Source organism: Microvirga sp. HBU67558, from assembly GCF_018069605.1.
Classification (GTDB): domain Bacteria; phylum Pseudomonadota; class Alphaproteobacteria; order Rhizobiales; family Beijerinckiaceae; genus Microvirga; species Microvirga terrae.
In genome coordinates this window covers 18,611-34,666 of sequence record NZ_JAGPUP010000548.1, presented here as the reverse complement: position 1 = coordinate 34,666, position 16,056 = coordinate 18,611, and the positions used below count along the sequence as shown (strand labels likewise).

General features: G+C 66.5%; 15 protein-coding genes. 4 read left to right on the top strand and 11 right to left on the bottom strand.

Translation table 11 applies throughout. The annotated features are described in order from the left end of the window. Nucleotides 1-148 precede the first annotated feature (148 nt). Nucleotides 149-1,312, top strand: coding sequence for a ribonuclease D (rnd, locus tag KBI52_RS23205; RefSeq protein WP_210811901.1), 1,164 nt, complete (start codon nucleotides 149-151; stop codon nucleotides 1,310-1,312). 4 nt (nucleotides 1,313-1,316) lie between these two features. On the opposite strand, the gene KBI52_RS23200 is transcribed toward rnd, so the two are convergent. The 7 genes from KBI52_RS23200 to KBI52_RS23170 all read right to left on the bottom strand — a co-directional run bounded on the left by KBI52_RS23200 (nucleotide 1,317) and on the right by KBI52_RS23170 (nucleotide 8,873). Beyond that, entirely contained in the window at nucleotides 1,317-1,901 is a 585-nt protein-coding gene (locus tag KBI52_RS23200; protein WP_247654587.1) for an NUDIX hydrolase, read from the bottom strand. Between the two features lie 35 nt (nucleotides 1,902-1,936). Further along, the gene (locus KBI52_RS23195) at nucleotides 1,937-2,560 is read right to left on the bottom strand and encodes a 2OG-Fe(II) oxygenase (protein WP_173948213.1); all 624 of its coding nucleotides are present in this window, start codon (nucleotides 2,558-2,560) and stop codon (nucleotides 1,937-1,939) included. 115 nt (nucleotides 2,561-2,675) lie between these two features. Beyond that, on the bottom strand, nucleotides 2,676-4,196 hold the full coding sequence (gene ppx / locus KBI52_RS23190) for an exopolyphosphatase (RefSeq protein ID WP_210811900.1): 1,521 nt from the start codon (nucleotides 4,194-4,196) through the stop codon (nucleotides 2,676-2,678). A 1-nt stretch (nucleotide 4,197) separates the two neighbouring features. Continuing rightward, nucleotides 4,198-6,366 carry an RNA degradosome polyphosphate kinase gene (locus KBI52_RS23185; protein WP_247654592.1) on the bottom strand — a complete coding sequence of 723 codons (2,169 nt, stop codon included), beginning with the start codon at nucleotides 6,364-6,366 and terminating at the stop codon, nucleotides 4,198-4,200. Between the two features lie 146 nt (nucleotides 6,367-6,512). Next, nucleotides 6,513-7,205, bottom strand: coding sequence for a DnaA ATPase domain-containing protein (locus KBI52_RS23180; protein ID WP_210811898.1), 693 nt, complete (start codon nucleotides 7,203-7,205; stop codon nucleotides 6,513-6,515). Beyond that, nucleotides 7,198-8,313: an AI-2E family transporter gene (locus KBI52_RS23175; protein WP_210811897.1), complete on the bottom strand. Its 1,116-nt coding sequence runs from the start codon at nucleotides 8,311-8,313 to the stop codon at nucleotides 7,198-7,200. The genes KBI52_RS23180 and KBI52_RS23175 overlap by 8 nt, the downstream gene beginning before the upstream one ends. Nucleotides 8,314-8,342: 29 nt before the next feature. Further along, nucleotides 8,343-8,873: a CDP-alcohol phosphatidyltransferase family protein gene (locus tag KBI52_RS23170; protein ID WP_173948246.1), complete on the bottom strand. Its 531-nt coding sequence runs from the start codon at nucleotides 8,871-8,873 to the stop codon at nucleotides 8,343-8,345. Between the two features lie 510 nt (nucleotides 8,874-9,383). Here KBI52_RS23170 and purM point away from each other — a divergent pair. The 3 genes from purM to KBI52_RS23155 all read left to right on the top strand — a co-directional run bounded on the left by purM (nucleotide 9,384) and on the right by KBI52_RS23155 (nucleotide 11,611). After that, nucleotides 9,384-10,454 carry a phosphoribosylformylglycinamidine cyclo-ligase gene (gene purM, locus KBI52_RS23165; RefSeq protein WP_173948218.1) on the top strand — a complete coding sequence of 357 codons (1,071 nt, stop codon included), beginning with the start codon at nucleotides 9,384-9,386 and terminating at the stop codon, nucleotides 10,452-10,454. Then, nucleotides 10,454-11,104: a phosphoribosylglycinamide formyltransferase gene (gene purN, locus KBI52_RS23160; RefSeq protein ID WP_173948219.1), complete on the top strand. Its 651-nt coding sequence runs from the start codon at nucleotides 10,454-10,456 to the stop codon at nucleotides 11,102-11,104. Before purM ends, purN begins: the two co-directional genes overlap by 1 nt. A gap of 96 nt (nucleotides 11,105-11,200) precedes the next feature. After that, on the top strand, nucleotides 11,201-11,611 hold the full coding sequence (locus KBI52_RS23155) for a cupin domain-containing protein (RefSeq protein ID WP_210811896.1): 411 nt from the start codon (nucleotides 11,201-11,203) through the stop codon (nucleotides 11,609-11,611). 106 nt (nucleotides 11,612-11,717) lie between these two features. On the opposite strand, the gene KBI52_RS23150 is transcribed toward KBI52_RS23155, so the two are convergent. From KBI52_RS23150 to KBI52_RS23135, 4 genes are all read right to left on the bottom strand, one after another. Continuing rightward, nucleotides 11,718-12,986 carry a lytic murein transglycosylase gene (locus KBI52_RS23150; protein WP_210811895.1) on the bottom strand — a complete coding sequence of 423 codons (1,269 nt, stop codon included), beginning with the start codon at nucleotides 12,984-12,986 and terminating at the stop codon, nucleotides 11,718-11,720. A 70-nt stretch (nucleotides 12,987-13,056) separates the two neighbouring features. Then, nucleotides 13,057-13,422 carry a hypothetical protein gene (locus KBI52_RS23145; protein WP_173948222.1) on the bottom strand — a complete coding sequence of 122 codons (366 nt, stop codon included), beginning with the start codon at nucleotides 13,420-13,422 and terminating at the stop codon, nucleotides 13,057-13,059. A 179-nt stretch (nucleotides 13,423-13,601) separates the two neighbouring features. After that, nucleotides 13,602-13,796 (bottom strand): hypothetical protein, encoded by a 195-nt coding sequence (locus KBI52_RS23140; RefSeq protein ID WP_173948223.1) that lies wholly within the window; start codon nucleotides 13,794-13,796, stop codon nucleotides 13,602-13,604. Nucleotides 13,797-13,924: 128 nt separating this feature from the next. Further along, nucleotides 13,925-16,027, bottom strand: coding sequence for a molybdopterin-dependent oxidoreductase (locus KBI52_RS23135; RefSeq protein ID WP_210811894.1), 2,103 nt, complete (start codon nucleotides 16,025-16,027; stop codon nucleotides 13,925-13,927). Nucleotides 16,028-16,056 lie beyond the last annotated feature (29 nt).

Genomic DNA, 16,056 nt, shown 5'->3' with positions numbered 1-16,056 from the left:
CGCGGCGACGGCCCCTCATGAATTCAGAACTGAGTAACGTATCGCCATATACTTCGCCCGGAGGGCAGTTTTACCTTATCCTCCGACAATAGGCCTATCGGTCCACGGCGGACTCGCGGGCCCCGGCCCGATGGGTTATGTACGCTTCATGGACCTGATCACCTCCACCGACGCCCTGGCGGCCGTCTGCAACCGCCTCAGCCAGCATCCGTTCGTGACCGTCGATACGGAGTTCCTGCGCGAGACCACCTATTATCCCAAGCTCTGCCTGATCCAGATGGCGGGCCCGGACCCTGCGGAAGCCTGTCTTATCGATCCGCTGGCCGAGGGCATCAGCCTGGAGCCCTTCATGGCGCTGATGGCCGACAGGAACGTGGTGAAGGTCTTCCACTCGGCCCGGCAGGATCTCGAGATCGTCTGGAATCTCGGCGGCATCGTGCCCGAGCCCCTCTTCGACACCCAGGTCGCCGCCATGGTGTGCGGATACGGGGACTCGGTCTCCTACGAGCAGCTCACCAACGATCTCGCCAAGGCCAAGATCGACAAGTCCTCCCGCTTCACCGACTGGTCACGCCGTCCCCTCACGGACGCGCAGCTCACCTATGCCCTGTCCGACGTCACCCATCTGGTGAAGGTCTACGAGGCGCTGCTGGACCAGCTGCAGAAGAACGGCCGCCTCGAATGGCTGGCCGAGGAGATGGCGATCCTCACCTCGCCGGAGACCTATCAGGCCGATCCGGCCAATGCCTGGCGGCGCCTCGCCGGCCGGCTGCGCAAGCCGCGCGAGATCGCCGTGCTCATGGAGGTCTCGGCCTGGCGGGAGCGCGAAGCGCAGGCGCGGGACGTGCCCCGCGGGCGCATCCTCAAGGATGACGCGGTGATCGACATCGCCACCTCGGCGCCGCGCAGCGTGGAAGCCCTGGGGCGTCTGCGCACGATTCCGAACGGCTTCGAGCGCTCCCGGACCGGCGGCGAGATCCTGGAAGCGGTCGAGCGGGCGCTCGCCCGCGATCCCGCGACGATCCCCATGCCCGAGCGCAGCCGCGGCCGCGCGAATACCGGCTCCGTGGTCGACCTGCTGAAGGTCCTGCTCAAGGCCGTGGCCGAGCAGGAGGGCGTGGCGCCCAAGATCATCGCCACGGTCGAGGAGCTGGAAGCCATCGCGGACAGCGACAGCGCCGACGTCCCCAGCCTGCACGGCTGGCGGCGCAGGCTGTTCGGCGACAAGGCCATTGCCTTGAAGAACGGAGAGCTCGGGCTGGTGCTGGAGCGCGGGCGGGTGAGGCTGAGGACGATCGCCGCCCAGGACTGATCGGTCAGAGCAGCCCTTTCAATCGCAGCAGCCCCAGGGTCGCCACCGTGGCGGCATCCTTGATGACGCCGCTGGAGATCATCGCGAGCACCTCGTCGACCGGGAACGCGCGGCTCACCATGTCCTGCTCGGTGTGCTCACGACGGGTTTCGCCCTGACGAAGGCCTTGCGCGAGGTAGATGTGGAAGCCCTGGTTCGAGTGGCCGTAGCACTCGAACAGATGTCCCACGTGCAGCATGGTCTCCGCCGTCAGCCCCGTCTCCTCTCGCAATTCGGCGCGGGCGAGTTCCAGCGGGTCGATGCCGGGCGCATCCTCCCATGAACCCTGCGGCAGCTCCCAATAGCGGCCCTGAACGGGATAGCGGTACTGCTCCACCAGGTGGATCGCGCCGTTCGAGATGGGCGCGATAACGGCGAAGTCCGTCTTTTCGACGACGCCGTAGATGCCGGGCGAGCCGTCCTGCCGGACGATGGCGTCTTCCCGCACGCGCATCCAGCGGTTCTCGTAGACGATGCGCGTGGCAACGGTTCTGATGTCCGGCGCCATGGCTGCCCCCCACATGACAATGGCCGGGCTGAACCCGGCCATCGCTTATACACCAGACGTCACGCTGTGCGGGAGGCTCACCGCCCGAAGATGCCCTTGAAGACCTGGGCCAGCTTGTTGTGCTTCTTCTTGCGGTCCACGTCGGCCTGGCTCTTTACCCAGGCGATCTGGACCACGCGGCGCTCGCCCGCGAAGGGCAGATGGCCGTGCCAGGAATTGTCGGCCCGCAGGAAGGCGAACATGGTGCCCATGACGGGCGGCACTTCGAGCTTGTAGCGGTCGTAGTTCTTCTCGTCGTAGAGCACGCGCAGGCGCCCGCCCTCGTCCTGCTGCCACTCGTCGTTCATGTAGATCAGCATGGTCATGACCTTGGACGGGCCGTCCGTGTGGATGGCGCCGTATTTCGGCTGCGACTTTTTCATGATGGTGGTCAGACGCGGATAGGGGTGCAGGTCGATGCCGAACTTCTTCGACAGCTCCTCGGTCAGCTCCGGACCCTCCAGCTCGTCGATGAGCTGCTTGAAGCGCCCCTGGAGCTTGACCTCGTCCACGGTCAGATAGCCGGGCTTGTCGATGGCGGGAAAGTCCCGCCGCAGCTCGTCGATCTTGTCCTGCTTCAGAACGCCGGATGCGAGAAGATAATCATAAGGCTCGTTCGAGCGGTCGGCGTTGCGGACAGCTGTCAGGTCGACCAGTTCCATGGTCATTTCCCCTTGGTGCGTGTTCTCTTGCGGGTTGGACAGTAGCGCAGCGAATGGCACTGTAAACCCATCTTGGCGATGGGATACAGCGACGCACGCGCCGGCCCGCCCCGCCTCACATGATTTCGATCACCGGATCCATGTTGAGGAGCTTGCCCAGCCCCCGCAGGCGGCCCGACAGGCGCTCGTTGGCGAGCGGCTCGAGATGGGCCGGCAGACGCAGCACGATCTGGCTGCCGCGGGCCATGAGAGGCGCCTCGGGCAGCACGCCCTCCATGGCCACCGAGACCGGATAGGCGACCCGCATCAGGGCGGCGAGCAGCCGGGCGCGCTCCAGGAGGCGCGGACCGGCCAGCGCCTTGATGCGCGAGCTCACCTTGTCGGGCGAGAGGCCCTCGTGCCGGAAGAAGATCGACAGGGCGAGATAGGCGCGGCCCGGATGGTCGAGCCCGGCGAAGGCCCCGTAGGCGATCAGGTTGAGGCTCTGCTCGCCCCGGTAGTCCGGGTGGGCGCGCCATCCGATGTCGGCCAGAAGGCAGGCGGCCCGCCGGAGCCGGGTGTCGTACTCCGTTTCGGGCAGGCCGAGGCTCCGGATGAAGGCTTCGGTCCATTGGCACAGCTCCACCCCATGGCGGGGCGAGCGGGAGCGCAGGAGGTTGAGGTCGCTGGCGGCGGCGAGCAGCGGATCGCGCTCGCGCGTCTCGGGATCGAGCCGGTCGAACAGCACGCCCTCGCGCACGCCGAAGGCCGAAATGGCCACTTCGACCGGCTGGCCGAGCCGGATGATCTCCTCCAGCAGGATCGCCCCGTAGGCGAGCAGCGGCCGACGGGCTTCCGAGACGCTCTCGATATCCTTGAGCGTCTTGGCGTCGGCCTCCTCGACGAGATGCAGGAAGTCGAGCCCGTCATCGGGGTCGATGAGATAGCCGTGCATCACGTGCAGCGGGTAGTCCCGCGCCGCCTGATGCAGCCGCGCCAGGGCGCGCCAGGTGCCGCCGACCGCGTAGAAGGTGCGGCCATGCAGGTTCTCCAGGTATTCGGGAGCCCTCTCCAGGGTCTCGCGGACGATCCTCTGGGCCCGCTTCAGCGAGCCGCCGCTGAGGTCCTGCAGGGCCAGGCCGCCCAGCCGCATCGTCACGCCCTGCCCAACCTGCGAGCCCTGGACCTCCACCAGCTCAAGGCTGCCGCCGCCCATGTCGCCGACGATGCCGTCGGGCTCGTGGAAGCCCGCGATGACGCCGAGCGCCGAGGCCCGGGCCTCTTCCGCGCCGGACAGGAGGCTGATCGGCCGGCCGCAGGCTCGGGCCGCCGCCTCCAGGAAGGCGGGACCGTTGGAGGCGTCGCGCGCCGCCGCCGTGGCCAGAACGAAGACCTCGGATACCTGCATCGTGTCGCAGAGGACCCGGAACCGGGCGAGCGCCCGCAGGGCCCGGTCGACGGCCTCGTCGTCCAGGCGGCCGGTGGTCGCCACGTGACGCCCGAGGCCGCAGAGGACCTTCTCGTTGTAGATCGGCGTCACGGCCCGGGAGAGGCCCTCATAGGCCACGAGGCGCACCGAGTTCGACCCGATGTCGATGATGGCACAGGGACGGCCGATCTTGAGCCGTCCCTGAGCCTCCTGGCTTACGGCCTGCATGTCAGCGCTGCCCGCGCTTGGCGAGCGCTTTGGGACTGGAGGTCTTGAGGGATTTGCCACGGCCCGACAGACTCGGATTTGTCATGAAATACTTGTGAGCGTTGAATGGTTCCTCGCCCTTGGCCGGCACCACGCGCTGGCTCGAGCCGTCGGGAAGCACCGTCCAGCTCTGCTCGTTGTCGAGGAGGTTGGCGAGCATGATCTGGTCGAGCACCTGCTGGTGCACGGTCGGGTTGAGGATCGGCATCAAGGCCTCGACGCGGCGGTCGAGGTTGCGCGACATGAGATCCGCCGACGAGATGTAGACATGCGCCTTGGGGTTGGGCAGAGCCTGCCCGTTGCCGAAGGAATAGATGCGGGTGTGCTCCAGGAAGCGTCCGACGATGGATTTGACCCGGATGTTCTCCGATAGGCCCTTGATGCCGGGCCGGAGGCAGCAGATGCCGCGCACGATGAGATCGACCTGCACGCCCGCCGCGCTCGCGTCGTAGAGGGCGTCGATGATCTCGGGGTCGGTCATGGAGTTGCACTTGCCCCAGATCGCTCCGGGTCGCCCTGCCCTGGCATGCTCCACCTCCTCGGCGATATGCTCGAGCAGGCGCTTCTTGAGGTTCAGCGGCGAGACCGCCATGCGCTCCAGCTCGGCCGGCTCCGCGTATCCGGTCACGAAGTTGAAGATGCGCGACACGTCCCGGCCGATCACCGGATCGGCGGTGAAATAGGACAGGTCGGTGTAGATGCGCGCGGTGATCGGGTGGTAGTTGCCCGTCCCCACGTGACAATACGTGATGAGCTGGCTGCCCTCGCGGCGGACGACCATCGACAGCTTCGCGTGGGTCTTCAGCTCGATGAAGCCGAACACCACCTGGGCGCCGGCGCGCTCGAGGTCGCGGGCCCAGCGGATGTTGGCCTCCTCGTCGAAGCGCGCCTTGAGCTCCACGAGGGCGGTCACGGACTTGCCGGCCTCGGCCGCCTCGGCGAGGGCCGCCACGATCGGGGAATCGGACGAGGTGCGGTACAGGGTCTGCTTGATCGCCACCACGTTGGGATCGCGCGCGGCCTGGCGCAGGAACTGCACCACCGCGTCGAAGGATTCGTAGGGGTGGTGGACGATGATGTCCTTCTCACGGATCGCCGCGAAGCAGTCGCCGCTGTGCTCGCGGATGCGCTCGGGGAAGCGCGGGTTGTAGGGCTTGAACTTCAGGTCCGGACGTTCCAGGGCGACAAGCTGCGACAGGTCCCGCAGGCCCATCATGCCCTCGACCACGAAGACCTCGTCGCTCGACACTTCCAGCTCCTCGGCCACGAAGAGACGCAGGTCCTCCGGCATGGCCGCCTCGACCTCCAGGCGGATCACGCTGCCGCGGCGGCGCTGCTTGAGGGCCGTTTCGAACAGGCGCACCAGATCTTCGGCCTCCTCCTCCACCTCGATGTCGGAATCGCGGATGACCCGGAAGGCGCCCTGCCCCTGCACATCGTAACCGGGGAACAGGCGGCTCGTGTAGAGCACGATCATCTGCTCGAGCGCGATGAAGCGGGTGGCGCCGGTCTCGGCGAAGTCCGGCAGGCGGATGAAGCGCTCGGCCCGCGACGGAAGGCGGATCAGCGCGTTCAGCACCTTGCCGTCGCTCTGGCGCACGAGCTTCAGGGCGATGGAGGAGCCGAGATTCGGGATGAACGGGAACGGATGCGCCGGATCGATGGCGAGCGGCGTCAGGACCGGGAAGACGTGGTTGAGGAAGTAATCCTCGAGCCAGGAGGCCTCCGCCTTGGTCAGGCCGGCGCCCTCGGTCAGAACGATGCCCTCCTCGAGAAGAGCGTCCCGCAACTCGCGCCAGCGCCGCTGCTGGTCCGACGCGAGGTTCGACACGGCGACCGAGATCTTGGCGAGCTGTTCCTGCGGCGTGAGCCCGTCCTGCGACGTGGTGGCCACGCCCGAGCGCACCTGGCCGATCAGGCCGGCGACGCGGACCATGAAGAACTCGTCGAGGTTGTCGGCCGAGATCGACAGGAAGCGCAGCTGCTCGAGGAGCGGATGGTTGCGGTTCGACGCCTCCTCGAACACCCGCCGGTTGAACTGCAGCCAGGACAGCTCCCGGTTGATGAAGCGCTGCGGGAACTTCCGCAGCACCGCCCCGTCGAGCTCGATGTCCGGCGGCGCCTTGGGCAGCGGCGCCTCGCTGACGGTCTCCACCTCTTTCAGGGCAATCGCGCTGCGCACTTCGATCTCCGCCGTATCCTTTTTCGGCGACCGTTTTGCTCTGGGCTTCGTGACGGTTTCACGACGGTTCGACAACGCGGCGTTGATGTCAGGCTTCACTCGCTCTCATCCATTTCCTGTGCGGCACCAAGGATCTCTGCGGCGATCGCCCGTGACACCCGCCGGCCCCGGCTCAGGGCCTCCCGGTCGAGGAGCGCCACCAGCTCGGAAGCCTTCGCCAAAGACCGTTCGATCCGCAGAGCAATATAGTCGACAACGGAGGTGTCGACCACGAGTTGCCTGTCGACGAAGAGCTTCACAAGAACGGCTTTCAGGAGCGCATCGTCCGGCGCTTCCAGCGATACGCTCGGCGCGAGGCGCAGGCGCGACAGGAGGTCCGGCGTTCGCAACGACCAGCGGTCGGGCGGCGTCTCGCAGGTGATCAGCAGCGATGCCTTCTTCTCGCGCGCCAGGTTCAGGAGATGGAACAGAGCCGCCTCGTCCCGTTCGCCGCGGTCCATGTCCTCGATGGCGAGCGCGCCGTTCGAGACCAGATGCGGAACCTTGTCCTGGGTGATCCCCGAGGCGTCGATGGTCCAGGCGCGGGCATTCGTGGCCCAGATCGACGCGAGATGGCTCTTGCCGCTGCCGCGAGGACCGACGAGGAGCAGGATCGTGTCCGGCCAGGCGGGCCAGCTCTCGATGAGGCCGTAGGCCTGCTCGTTCGACGGGCTGACGAGGAAATCCTCGGCGCCGAACCGCGGATCGAGCGGAAGATCGAAGGCGAGCTGCTTGGGCGTCTCACGCATCGATGTCGACCTTCTCCGGCTCGACCTTCGGTTTCAGGATCGCCGGCTCGGCGCCGCGATAAAGGGGGCTTGCCAGGTACTGGCGCAGGGCGAACCGCGCGACGACCCCCACGGCGGCCGCGAGCGGGACCGCGAGCAGCAGGCCGACGAAGCCGAAGAGCGCGCCGAAGGCCACCAGGGCGAACATGAGCCAGACCGGATGCAGCCCGACGGAATCGCCCACCAGCTTCGGGGACAGGATGTTGCCTTCGACGAACTGGCCGAAGATGAAGATGCCGAGCGTCGCGGCGATCATGGTCCAGTCCGGCCAGAACTGGACGATGGCGACGCCGACCGACAGGATGAGCCCGGTGAGCGAGCCCACATAGGGGATGAAGCTCAGGACTCCCGCCGTCATGCCGATCAGGGCGCCGAAATTGAGCCCGATCAGCGCCAGGCTCACCGCATAGAAGGTGCCCAGGATGAAGCAGACCATGGCCTGGCCACGGACGAAGCCTGCGATCGCCCGGTCGATGTCGCGGGCGATGGACCGGATCGTCTCCCGGTGCTTCATCGGCATCCAGGAATCGACCGTCCGCACCATGCGGTCCCAGTCGACGAGCATGTAGAAGGCGACGACCGGGGTCACCACCAGCAGGGAGAAGATGCCGATCAAGGCCTGCCCTCCGGACCACAGCCCCTGAAGGAAAGCCGTCACCCAGGCGATGCCCTGGCTGATGAGGTTGCCCACGGAGGGCGGGGTCGCCGGCAGGGCGTCCTCGATCCCGAGCTTGCGGATCAGCGGCCCGAGCTGCTCGGCTCCGAGCTCCTGAAGCCGCGCCACGTAGCCCGGCAGCCGCTCCACGAAGGCTCCCACCTGCTGGGCCGCGAAGGGAACCAGGATCATCAGGGCGACGATGAAGACGAGGACGAACAGGACCAGGATCAGCAGGCTCGCGCCCAGGCGGCCGATGCCGACCTTCTGCAGCCGGTCGGCCAGAGGATCGAGCAGATAGGCCAGCGCGAAGCCCGCCACGAAGGGCAGCAGGATGCCGCGCAGCACGAACAGCAGCAGAACCGCGACGACCAGTGCCGCAATCCAGAACCCGATCTGCCGTTGGACCGTCATCCGTACTCCATACCTGTCAATTCTGGCCTTCAGGTGGTCATGTGCCGCAGCCAGCCTCCGAGATAGGCACCGGCAGACGCTATGGTCAAGGTGGCGACCAGCACCATGGCAAGCTCATCCAGCCCCGCGAGATCCACCCCGAAGGCATTGGCAGCCAGTGCATAGGCGGCAAAGGCGATCTGCGCGGCGGTGTTCAGCTTGCTCACGAGGAGCGGCTTGATCTCCACCGGACGGCTCATGATCCAGGACAGGAGGATCGCCGCCACGATCATCACGTCCCGCGACACCACCACGATGGCAAGCCAGCTCGGGATCGCCCCCACGATGGCGAGCGTCACGTAGATCGAGACCAGCAGCGCCTTATCGGCGATGGGGTCGATATAGGCGCCGAACTCGCTCTTCTGGTTGAAATGCCGGGCGATGAACCCGTCGATGCCGTCAGAGACCCCGGCCACGACGAAGAGCACGAAGGCCGTGCTCCACCGGTGCTGCATGATCATGACGATCACGATGGGCACGATGATCAGGCGGCCGATGGTGATGATGTTCGGAATGGTCATCGGGCCGATGATGGCCGGTCGAGGCGCGGAGTTCAATCTCCGGTCCCAGAGGATGGGGATAATACGTGCCTCTCCCGGTCAAGACGGGGCTTCTCCCGAGCGCCCATGTCCCCTTCACGCGACACCCCTCATCCTGAGCAGGGTGAAGGTGTGAGATCTAGACGGGCGGCCTCGCACAACCGGGCCCGCAGGCACTCCCGTCACCCTCCGCCCTTCCTCGCCACCCTTCGCCCGTCCCAACACCCTCGACGTCATGGCCGGGCTTGTCCCGGCCATCCCGCTGCGGTGAGGCGCGGCGCTCTTCCGATCGGGATCACCGGCACGAGGCCGGTGATGACGAGGAGGGTGTCAGGGCCCGCCATTCCAATCCGGACAGGCTCTCCGCCTCACCGCAGCGGGATCACTGGGCTTGTCCCGGTGATCGCACCCGCCTAATCCCTCACGGTTGCTCAAATCCCCTTGCCTCCCGGTCCCTCTCGCCTTACTGCCCGAGCCAACACGGGGTGAGCCATGACGACCGAGAAGCAGACCAACGGCCTGACCTATGCCCAAGCGGGCGTCGACATCGACGCGGGCAATGCCATGGTCGACCAGATCAAGCCCCTGGTCCGCTCGACGCGCCGGCCGGGCGCGGACGCGGAGATCGGCGGCTTCGGCGGGCTCTTCGATCTCAAGGCCGCCGGCTTCAAGGATCCGATCCTGGTGGCGGCCAATGACGGGGTCGGCACCAAGGTCAAGATCGCCATCGACACGGGCATTCACGACACGATCGGCATCGACCTCGTGGCCATGTGCGTGAACGACATCATCGTGCAGGGTGCCGAGCCCCTGTTCTTCCTCGACTATTTCGCCACCGGCAAGCTCTCTCCCGAGGTCGGCGTCCATATCGTCAGGGGCATCGCCGAGGGTTGCCTCCAGGCGGGCTGCGCGCTGATCGGAGGCGAGACGGCCGAGATGCCCGGGCTCTATGCGAAGGGCGATTACGACCTCGCGGGCTTCGCGGTCGGCGCCGCCGAGCGCGGCACGCTGCTGCCCAAGGATGTGGTCGTCGGCGACGTGCTCATCGGACTGCCCTCCTCCGGCGTCCATTCCAACGGCTTCTCCCTCGTGCGCCGGATCGTCGAGCAGTCCGGCCTCGCCTGGGATGCACCCGCCCCCTTCGCGCAGGGCAAGAGCCTCGCCCAGGCCCTGCTGGAGCCGACCCGGATCTACGTGAAGGCCCTGCTGGAGGTCCTGAAGACCGGCCACGGCATCAACGCCCTCTGCCACATCACCGGCGGCGGTTTCCCGGACAACATCCCGCGCGTCCTGCCGGACGGCGTCGGCGTGCGCCTCGACCTCGGTGCGATTGCCGTCCCGCCCGTGTTCGGCTGGCTCGCCAAGGCCGGCGGCGTGGCCGAGGCCGAGATGCTGCGCACCTTCAACTGCGGCATCGGCATGATCGTCGTGGCCGCAGCCGACCAAGCGGAGGCCGTGACGGAGCGGCTGCGCCAGGCGGGCGAGGCTCCGGTCCGCATCGGCGAGACCGTAGCGCATGCCGGTGGCGAGCGCGTCCAGACCGCGGGGCACCTGGCGATCTGATGACCCGCCGCCGCGTCGCCATCCTGATCTCGGGCCGCGGCTCGAACATGGTCTCGCTGATCGAGGCCGCCCGAGCCGGGGCTTTTCCTGCCGAGATCGCCCTCGTGGTGTCGAACCGCCCGGACGCGGCCGGGTTGGATCGGGCCCGGGAGGCCGGGATCGCCACCTGCGTGATCGACCACAAGGCCCATCCCACCCGCGAGGATTTCGAGCACGCGATGGATGCGGCGCTTGCCTCGCGCGGCATCGCCTTCATATGCCTCGCCGGGTTCATGCGGGTCCTGACTGACTGGTTCGTGGAGCGCTGGGCCGGCCGGATGATCAACATCCACCCGTCCCTGCTGCCCCTTTATCGCGGCACCCACACCCATCGCCGGGCCCTCGCGGATGGCGTGCTGGTGCATGGCTGCACGGTGCATTTCGTGGTGCCGGAGCTCGACGCCGGCCCGATCATCGCCCAGGCGGCGGTGCCCGTCGTTCCAGGCGATACCGAGGAGAGCCTCGCGACCCGGGTGATCGTGCAGGAGCACCGGCTCTATCCACAGGCCCTGCGCATGATCTGCGACGGGACGGCGCGGCTGGAGACCGGGCGGGTGGTGTTTTCACGCCCATGGGACGCGAGCGGTTCGCTGCATTCGCCCGGGTCGTGAAACGACCGACGGTTCCATAAACATCCATTGACACGCGCTCTGAACGGGCGTGGAATCCCAGGTGCTGGGGTGGCTTCTTTTTGACGGGAGAACGCCATGAGACAGCTCAACCGTCGCCAGACCTTGCTCAATATTGCCTTAGCGTCTGTTGCCCTTCCGACTGCAACTGCTTCCGCCCAGACCCCCGGAGCATCGGAAGGCCGGGAAATCGCCCCGGGTGTCCGTCGCGTGGACTACTCGAAGCGTGACACGATGATTCCGAACTACAAGACGGTATCGATGCGCGACAGCATCTATCAGCCCGGCGCGAGCACCAGCGGGTCGAGCATGGCCAACGACATGGTCTGCCACATGCTGGAAGGCGAACTGACCGTAGACACCGGTTCCGGCGACGCTCGCTACAGGAAGGGCGACGTGTGGTCCTGCGCCAAGGGCATGCCGGAGCGCAGCAAGAATACCGGGAGCACGGTTGCCATCATGCGGGTGATCGACCTTCTGCCCGGATGATGGCGATTTGAATGCCTCTCGCATCCTCGAAAGGAAAGGCCGAATTCGCCTCGGTCTTTCTGCATCCTGGTCTCGTAGGCAGTTTCGCCTGCGTCCACACGATGCGCTAGCGAAGGGCTTGGACGAGGGCCGCATCGGGAAAGCAGGTCTCGTCGCGGCGATCCTTGATCTGCCACTGGCCGATCGCCGTGCGGGTGGCAAAGCCGATCAGGCCGTCGACCTTGCCGACATCATAGCCCTGGCCCTTCAGTCGCTCCTGCATCGTCTGAATGTCGCCGCGCCGTAGGGAATCGATCGGCCGCCACCGTCCGGCGAACGCCGAGGCGCCGCCCATGCGGTCTGCCAGATGTCCGATGAAAAGCGCATAGAGATCGGACTCGTTGTACTGCTTGAGAACGTAGAAATTCTCGGACACCAGGAAGGACGGTCCGAGGCGGCCGGCGGGCATGACCAGGAAAGCCGCTGTGTCGTGGCCCCAAGGGGGCGGGGCACCGAGGGCGGGCGTGAGTCCGAGCCTGAGCCAATCCCCCATCGGCCTGCCCTGCCGCGGCCCCTCCAGCGTGCAGGAGACCGCCTGCGGCAGCTTCACCTCGAAGCCCCAGCCGGTACCCGGCTTCCAGCCATGCTCGCGCAGATAGTTCGCGATCGAGCTCAGGCTGTCCGGCACCGAGTCCCAGACATCCCGGCGGCCGTCGCCATCGGCGTCGACCGCATAGCGCAGGAATTTCGAGGGGAGAAGCTGCGGCTGTCCCAAGGCCCCGGCCCAGGACGACAGCAGGGTCTCGCCGGAAAAATGATCCCCCTCGAGGATCACCAGGGCCGCGAGAAGCTCCGGATAATACAGCGCCTTTCGGCGCCCCATGAAGGCCTGCGTGGCCAGAACCCGCAGGGCCTGGTGCTTTGCCCGGACGCGGCCGAAATGCGACTCGCGGCCCCAGATCGCGACCACGATCTCCCGTGGCACGCCATAGCGGCGCTCGATGTCGTCGAGAGCGGAGTCCCATCGCTGCAGGAGTACGCGGCCGTCCTTGGCCAGGGAGGCGAGCTGGGCCTCGGGAAAATAGCGGCCAGGGCTCTGAAACTCGGCCTGGCGCTGGTCGTCGGACGGGACCGGGCGACCCGCCGGGAGAAGTTCAGGGAGAGCCCAGTCGAGCCCTATCGCCGACAGGTTGCGCTCGAAGGTCTCCCGGGTGACACCCTGCTTCTGCGCATCGGCCCAGACCGTCCCGTCCAGCCAGCTTCGGAACTGCCCTTCCGTAGTCGCGCGGAGATCCTGCGCCCGGAGCGTCGAGCCCTCGAGCACGAGAGCGGCGTACGCCACCAAGGCCGCGAGAACGACGGCCGAGACGCGGGACAGGTTGGCGGATGCAGGCATGGCCAGACACTAGCGTACGAGCCGGTATCGGCAAAGCTCCGGCTCCCGGTCCGGTGCACCTCGGAGTCGCTTACATCTGCGGGCGCGGCAGCCGGCAAGCGTCGAGAGCGGTGAGCGCCTTTTCGCGGGCCGTGTCGTTGAAAAGGCCCGTATCCCGGTAGGCCTGGAGCTCATCGGCGCTCAGGGATCGCATGGTGCGACCCGCATAACAGTCGCAGCCACGACCAAGGGACGCCTCGCTGACGCCGCTCTGGAGGCGACCCTGCGTGATCGCGCAGGCCTGACTTACCCGGACGCGCAGCTGAGCGACGCTCTCGGTCTTGAGCGCCGGATCGACCTGGTATTGCGTCGGCGTGTTGGAGGCGGCCGCGAAGGCCGATGCCGCGCCGGCAGAAACAGCGCCAGTCACGAGCAGCGCGCGAAGGATCGAGGTCATGGATGGCTCCCCAGGGACGAAATCACGTTCGGCTTTAAGAATAGGCTTGGCCGTTCGGGATCAAGGGGCAGCTGCGGATAGGCTTAAGAAGGTCTGACCGGCGCCCGGGGGCGACCACGAAAAGAGCGGCACCGGGGGGGTGCCGCTCCTGGTCTCTCCAAGGTTGGCGCAGGCAGTTCTCAGCGGTGCTGCCCTTCGTACTCGTTCACTTTCCTGGTCAGGAGACCGCCGGTCGCGAATGCGAGATCGTCGATCGTCAGAACGACCGGTGCCGCGACGTCCGCCAATGAGGGAGCGGTCCTGCCCTCGTGTCTGATTGAACCGGCATCGAGGTCCTGATGTGAGCGATCATCAGTCGCCTTTACGTCCGTCATGCCCGAATCCTCACACAATGAATGATCGCCTGGAGTGGTAGGAGCCCCATGCGAGCCCCGCACGAGGCGCGCGACGCCTGACTATGATTAAACGTTACTATGTTGCTCGGAATCAGACGATAGTTGGATCACTCAAGGTCAGGTGAGGCCTTCTCCAGTGCCACCCGATTGTCGTGGAAGGCGGCCCCGCCGTAGGGAGCCACCTGGTCGCCGCCGGTGAGCGTGTTGATGCCGCGTCCGAAGGGATGGGCCGCGTTGGGCCAGATGCCCTCGGCGATCAATACGCCGCGCCGCACACCATCGAAGAGCCTCGCCCGCAGATAGACCTCGCCGCGGTGGTTCCTGAGCTTGACCCAATCGCCGTCTGCGATGCCCTGCGGCTCGGCATCGAGCGGATGGATCATCACCTCGGGCCTCCTCTCCTTCTCCAGGGAAGTCGGAGTTTCATTGAAGCTCGAATTGAGGAAGTTCCGCGCCGGGCTGGTGGCAAGCCGGAACGGATGCTCGCTCGTCGCCGCCTCGATCACGCTCCAGTGGTCCGGGAAGGCCGGCATGCTGGCCCAGGGCCCCATAGGGCCATTGTTGTAGGACGGGATCGCCGTCCAGTCAGGCTTGAAGCGGAACTTGCCGTCCGGATAGCCGAAGCCATTGAGGAAATGAGCCTCCTCGAAGGGCGGCTGCGCGTCGAAATGAACATGAGCCTCCAGGTTATCGAGATCGCCCCAGCCCGAATTCCGGAGGGTCCAGTCGATGATCTCCCGCGGCTCCATGGCGAAGCCGCGATGCTCCGCGCCGAGGCGCGCTGCCAGCCCGCGGAACACCTCGTGGTTGGAGCGGCACTCGCCCGGCGGATCGATCAGCCTGGGGCCGACCTGGAAATGCTGATGTCCGCCGCCGGAATACAGATCGTCGTGCTCCATGAACATGGTCGCGGGCAGCACGATGTCGGCCATCAGAGCCGTCTCGGTCATGAACTGCTCGTGGACGCAGACGAAGAGGTCTTCCCGGGCGAAGCCCTGCTTCACCAGCTCCTGCTCAGGGGCGACCGAGACCGGATTGGTGTTCTGGATCAGCATCGCCTTGACGGGAGGTCCATCGTAGAGCGCCTGCGGGTCGCCGGTGAGAACACGGCCGATCTGGGACTGGTCGAGGATGCGGATGCTCTTGTCGATGGCGTCGTGGCCCTCGATCAAAGCCTTGTTCCAATGGAAGATTCCGCTGTTGGAATGCAGAGCGCCGCCGCCCTCGTAGCGCCACGCGCCGGTGACCGCCGGGATGGAGAGCGCCGCATGCATGTTGACCACGCCGTTGCGCTGGCGCGCGAAACCGAAGCCGAGGCGGAAGTAAGTGCGCTTGGTCGCGCCCACGAGCCCGGCGAAGGCTTCGATCTCCTCCACCGACAGGCCCGTGATGGCGGAGGCCCACGCCGGATCGCGCGTGCGCAGATGCTCCTCGAGTTCACGCGGATGGTCGGTGTAGCTTTCGAGATAGTCCCAGTCCGCGAGCCCGTCGCGGAAGAGCACGTGCATGACCGCGCAGGCGAGCGCGCCGTCTGTCCCCGGCTTCACGAGCAGCGCCATGTCGGCCTGCTTCATGGTGGCGTTCTGGTAGATGTCGATGGCCACGATCTTGGCGCCGCGCTCCTTTCGGGCCTTCATCGCGTGCGTCATCACGTTAACCTGAGTATGAACCGGGTTCGTGCCCCAGATCACGATGCAGTCGGAGACCGCCATCTCGCGCGGGTCGGCGCCGCGCAAGTGACCCGCGCCGGCCACGTATCCGGTCCAGCTCATGGCCGTACAGATGGTGGAATATTGGCCGGAATATTTCTTCACATGACGCAGGCGGTTGATGCCGTCGCGCATCACGTAGCCCATGGTGCCGGCATAGTAGTAGGGCCAGACCGATTCCGAGCCGAACTCCCGCTCCGCTTCCAGGAATTTCGCCGCCACGACGTCGAGGGCCTCATCCCAGGAGATGCGCTCGAACTGCCCCGAGCCCTTGGGGCCGGTGCGCCGTAGCGGATGGAGCAGCCGGTCCGGATTGTGGATGCGCTCCGCATAGCGGGCCACCTTCGCGCAGATCACGCCTGCCGTGTAGGTGTTGCTCTTCGCTCCGTGGACGCGGCCGATGGTGCGACCGTCGATCACCTCGACCTCGAGGGAGCACACGGATGGGCAATCGTGCGGGCAAACGGAGGCGCGGCGTTCGATGCGGGAAGCTTGGTTCATGGCGGGCGCATGATGGTCGAAGAGCCGTA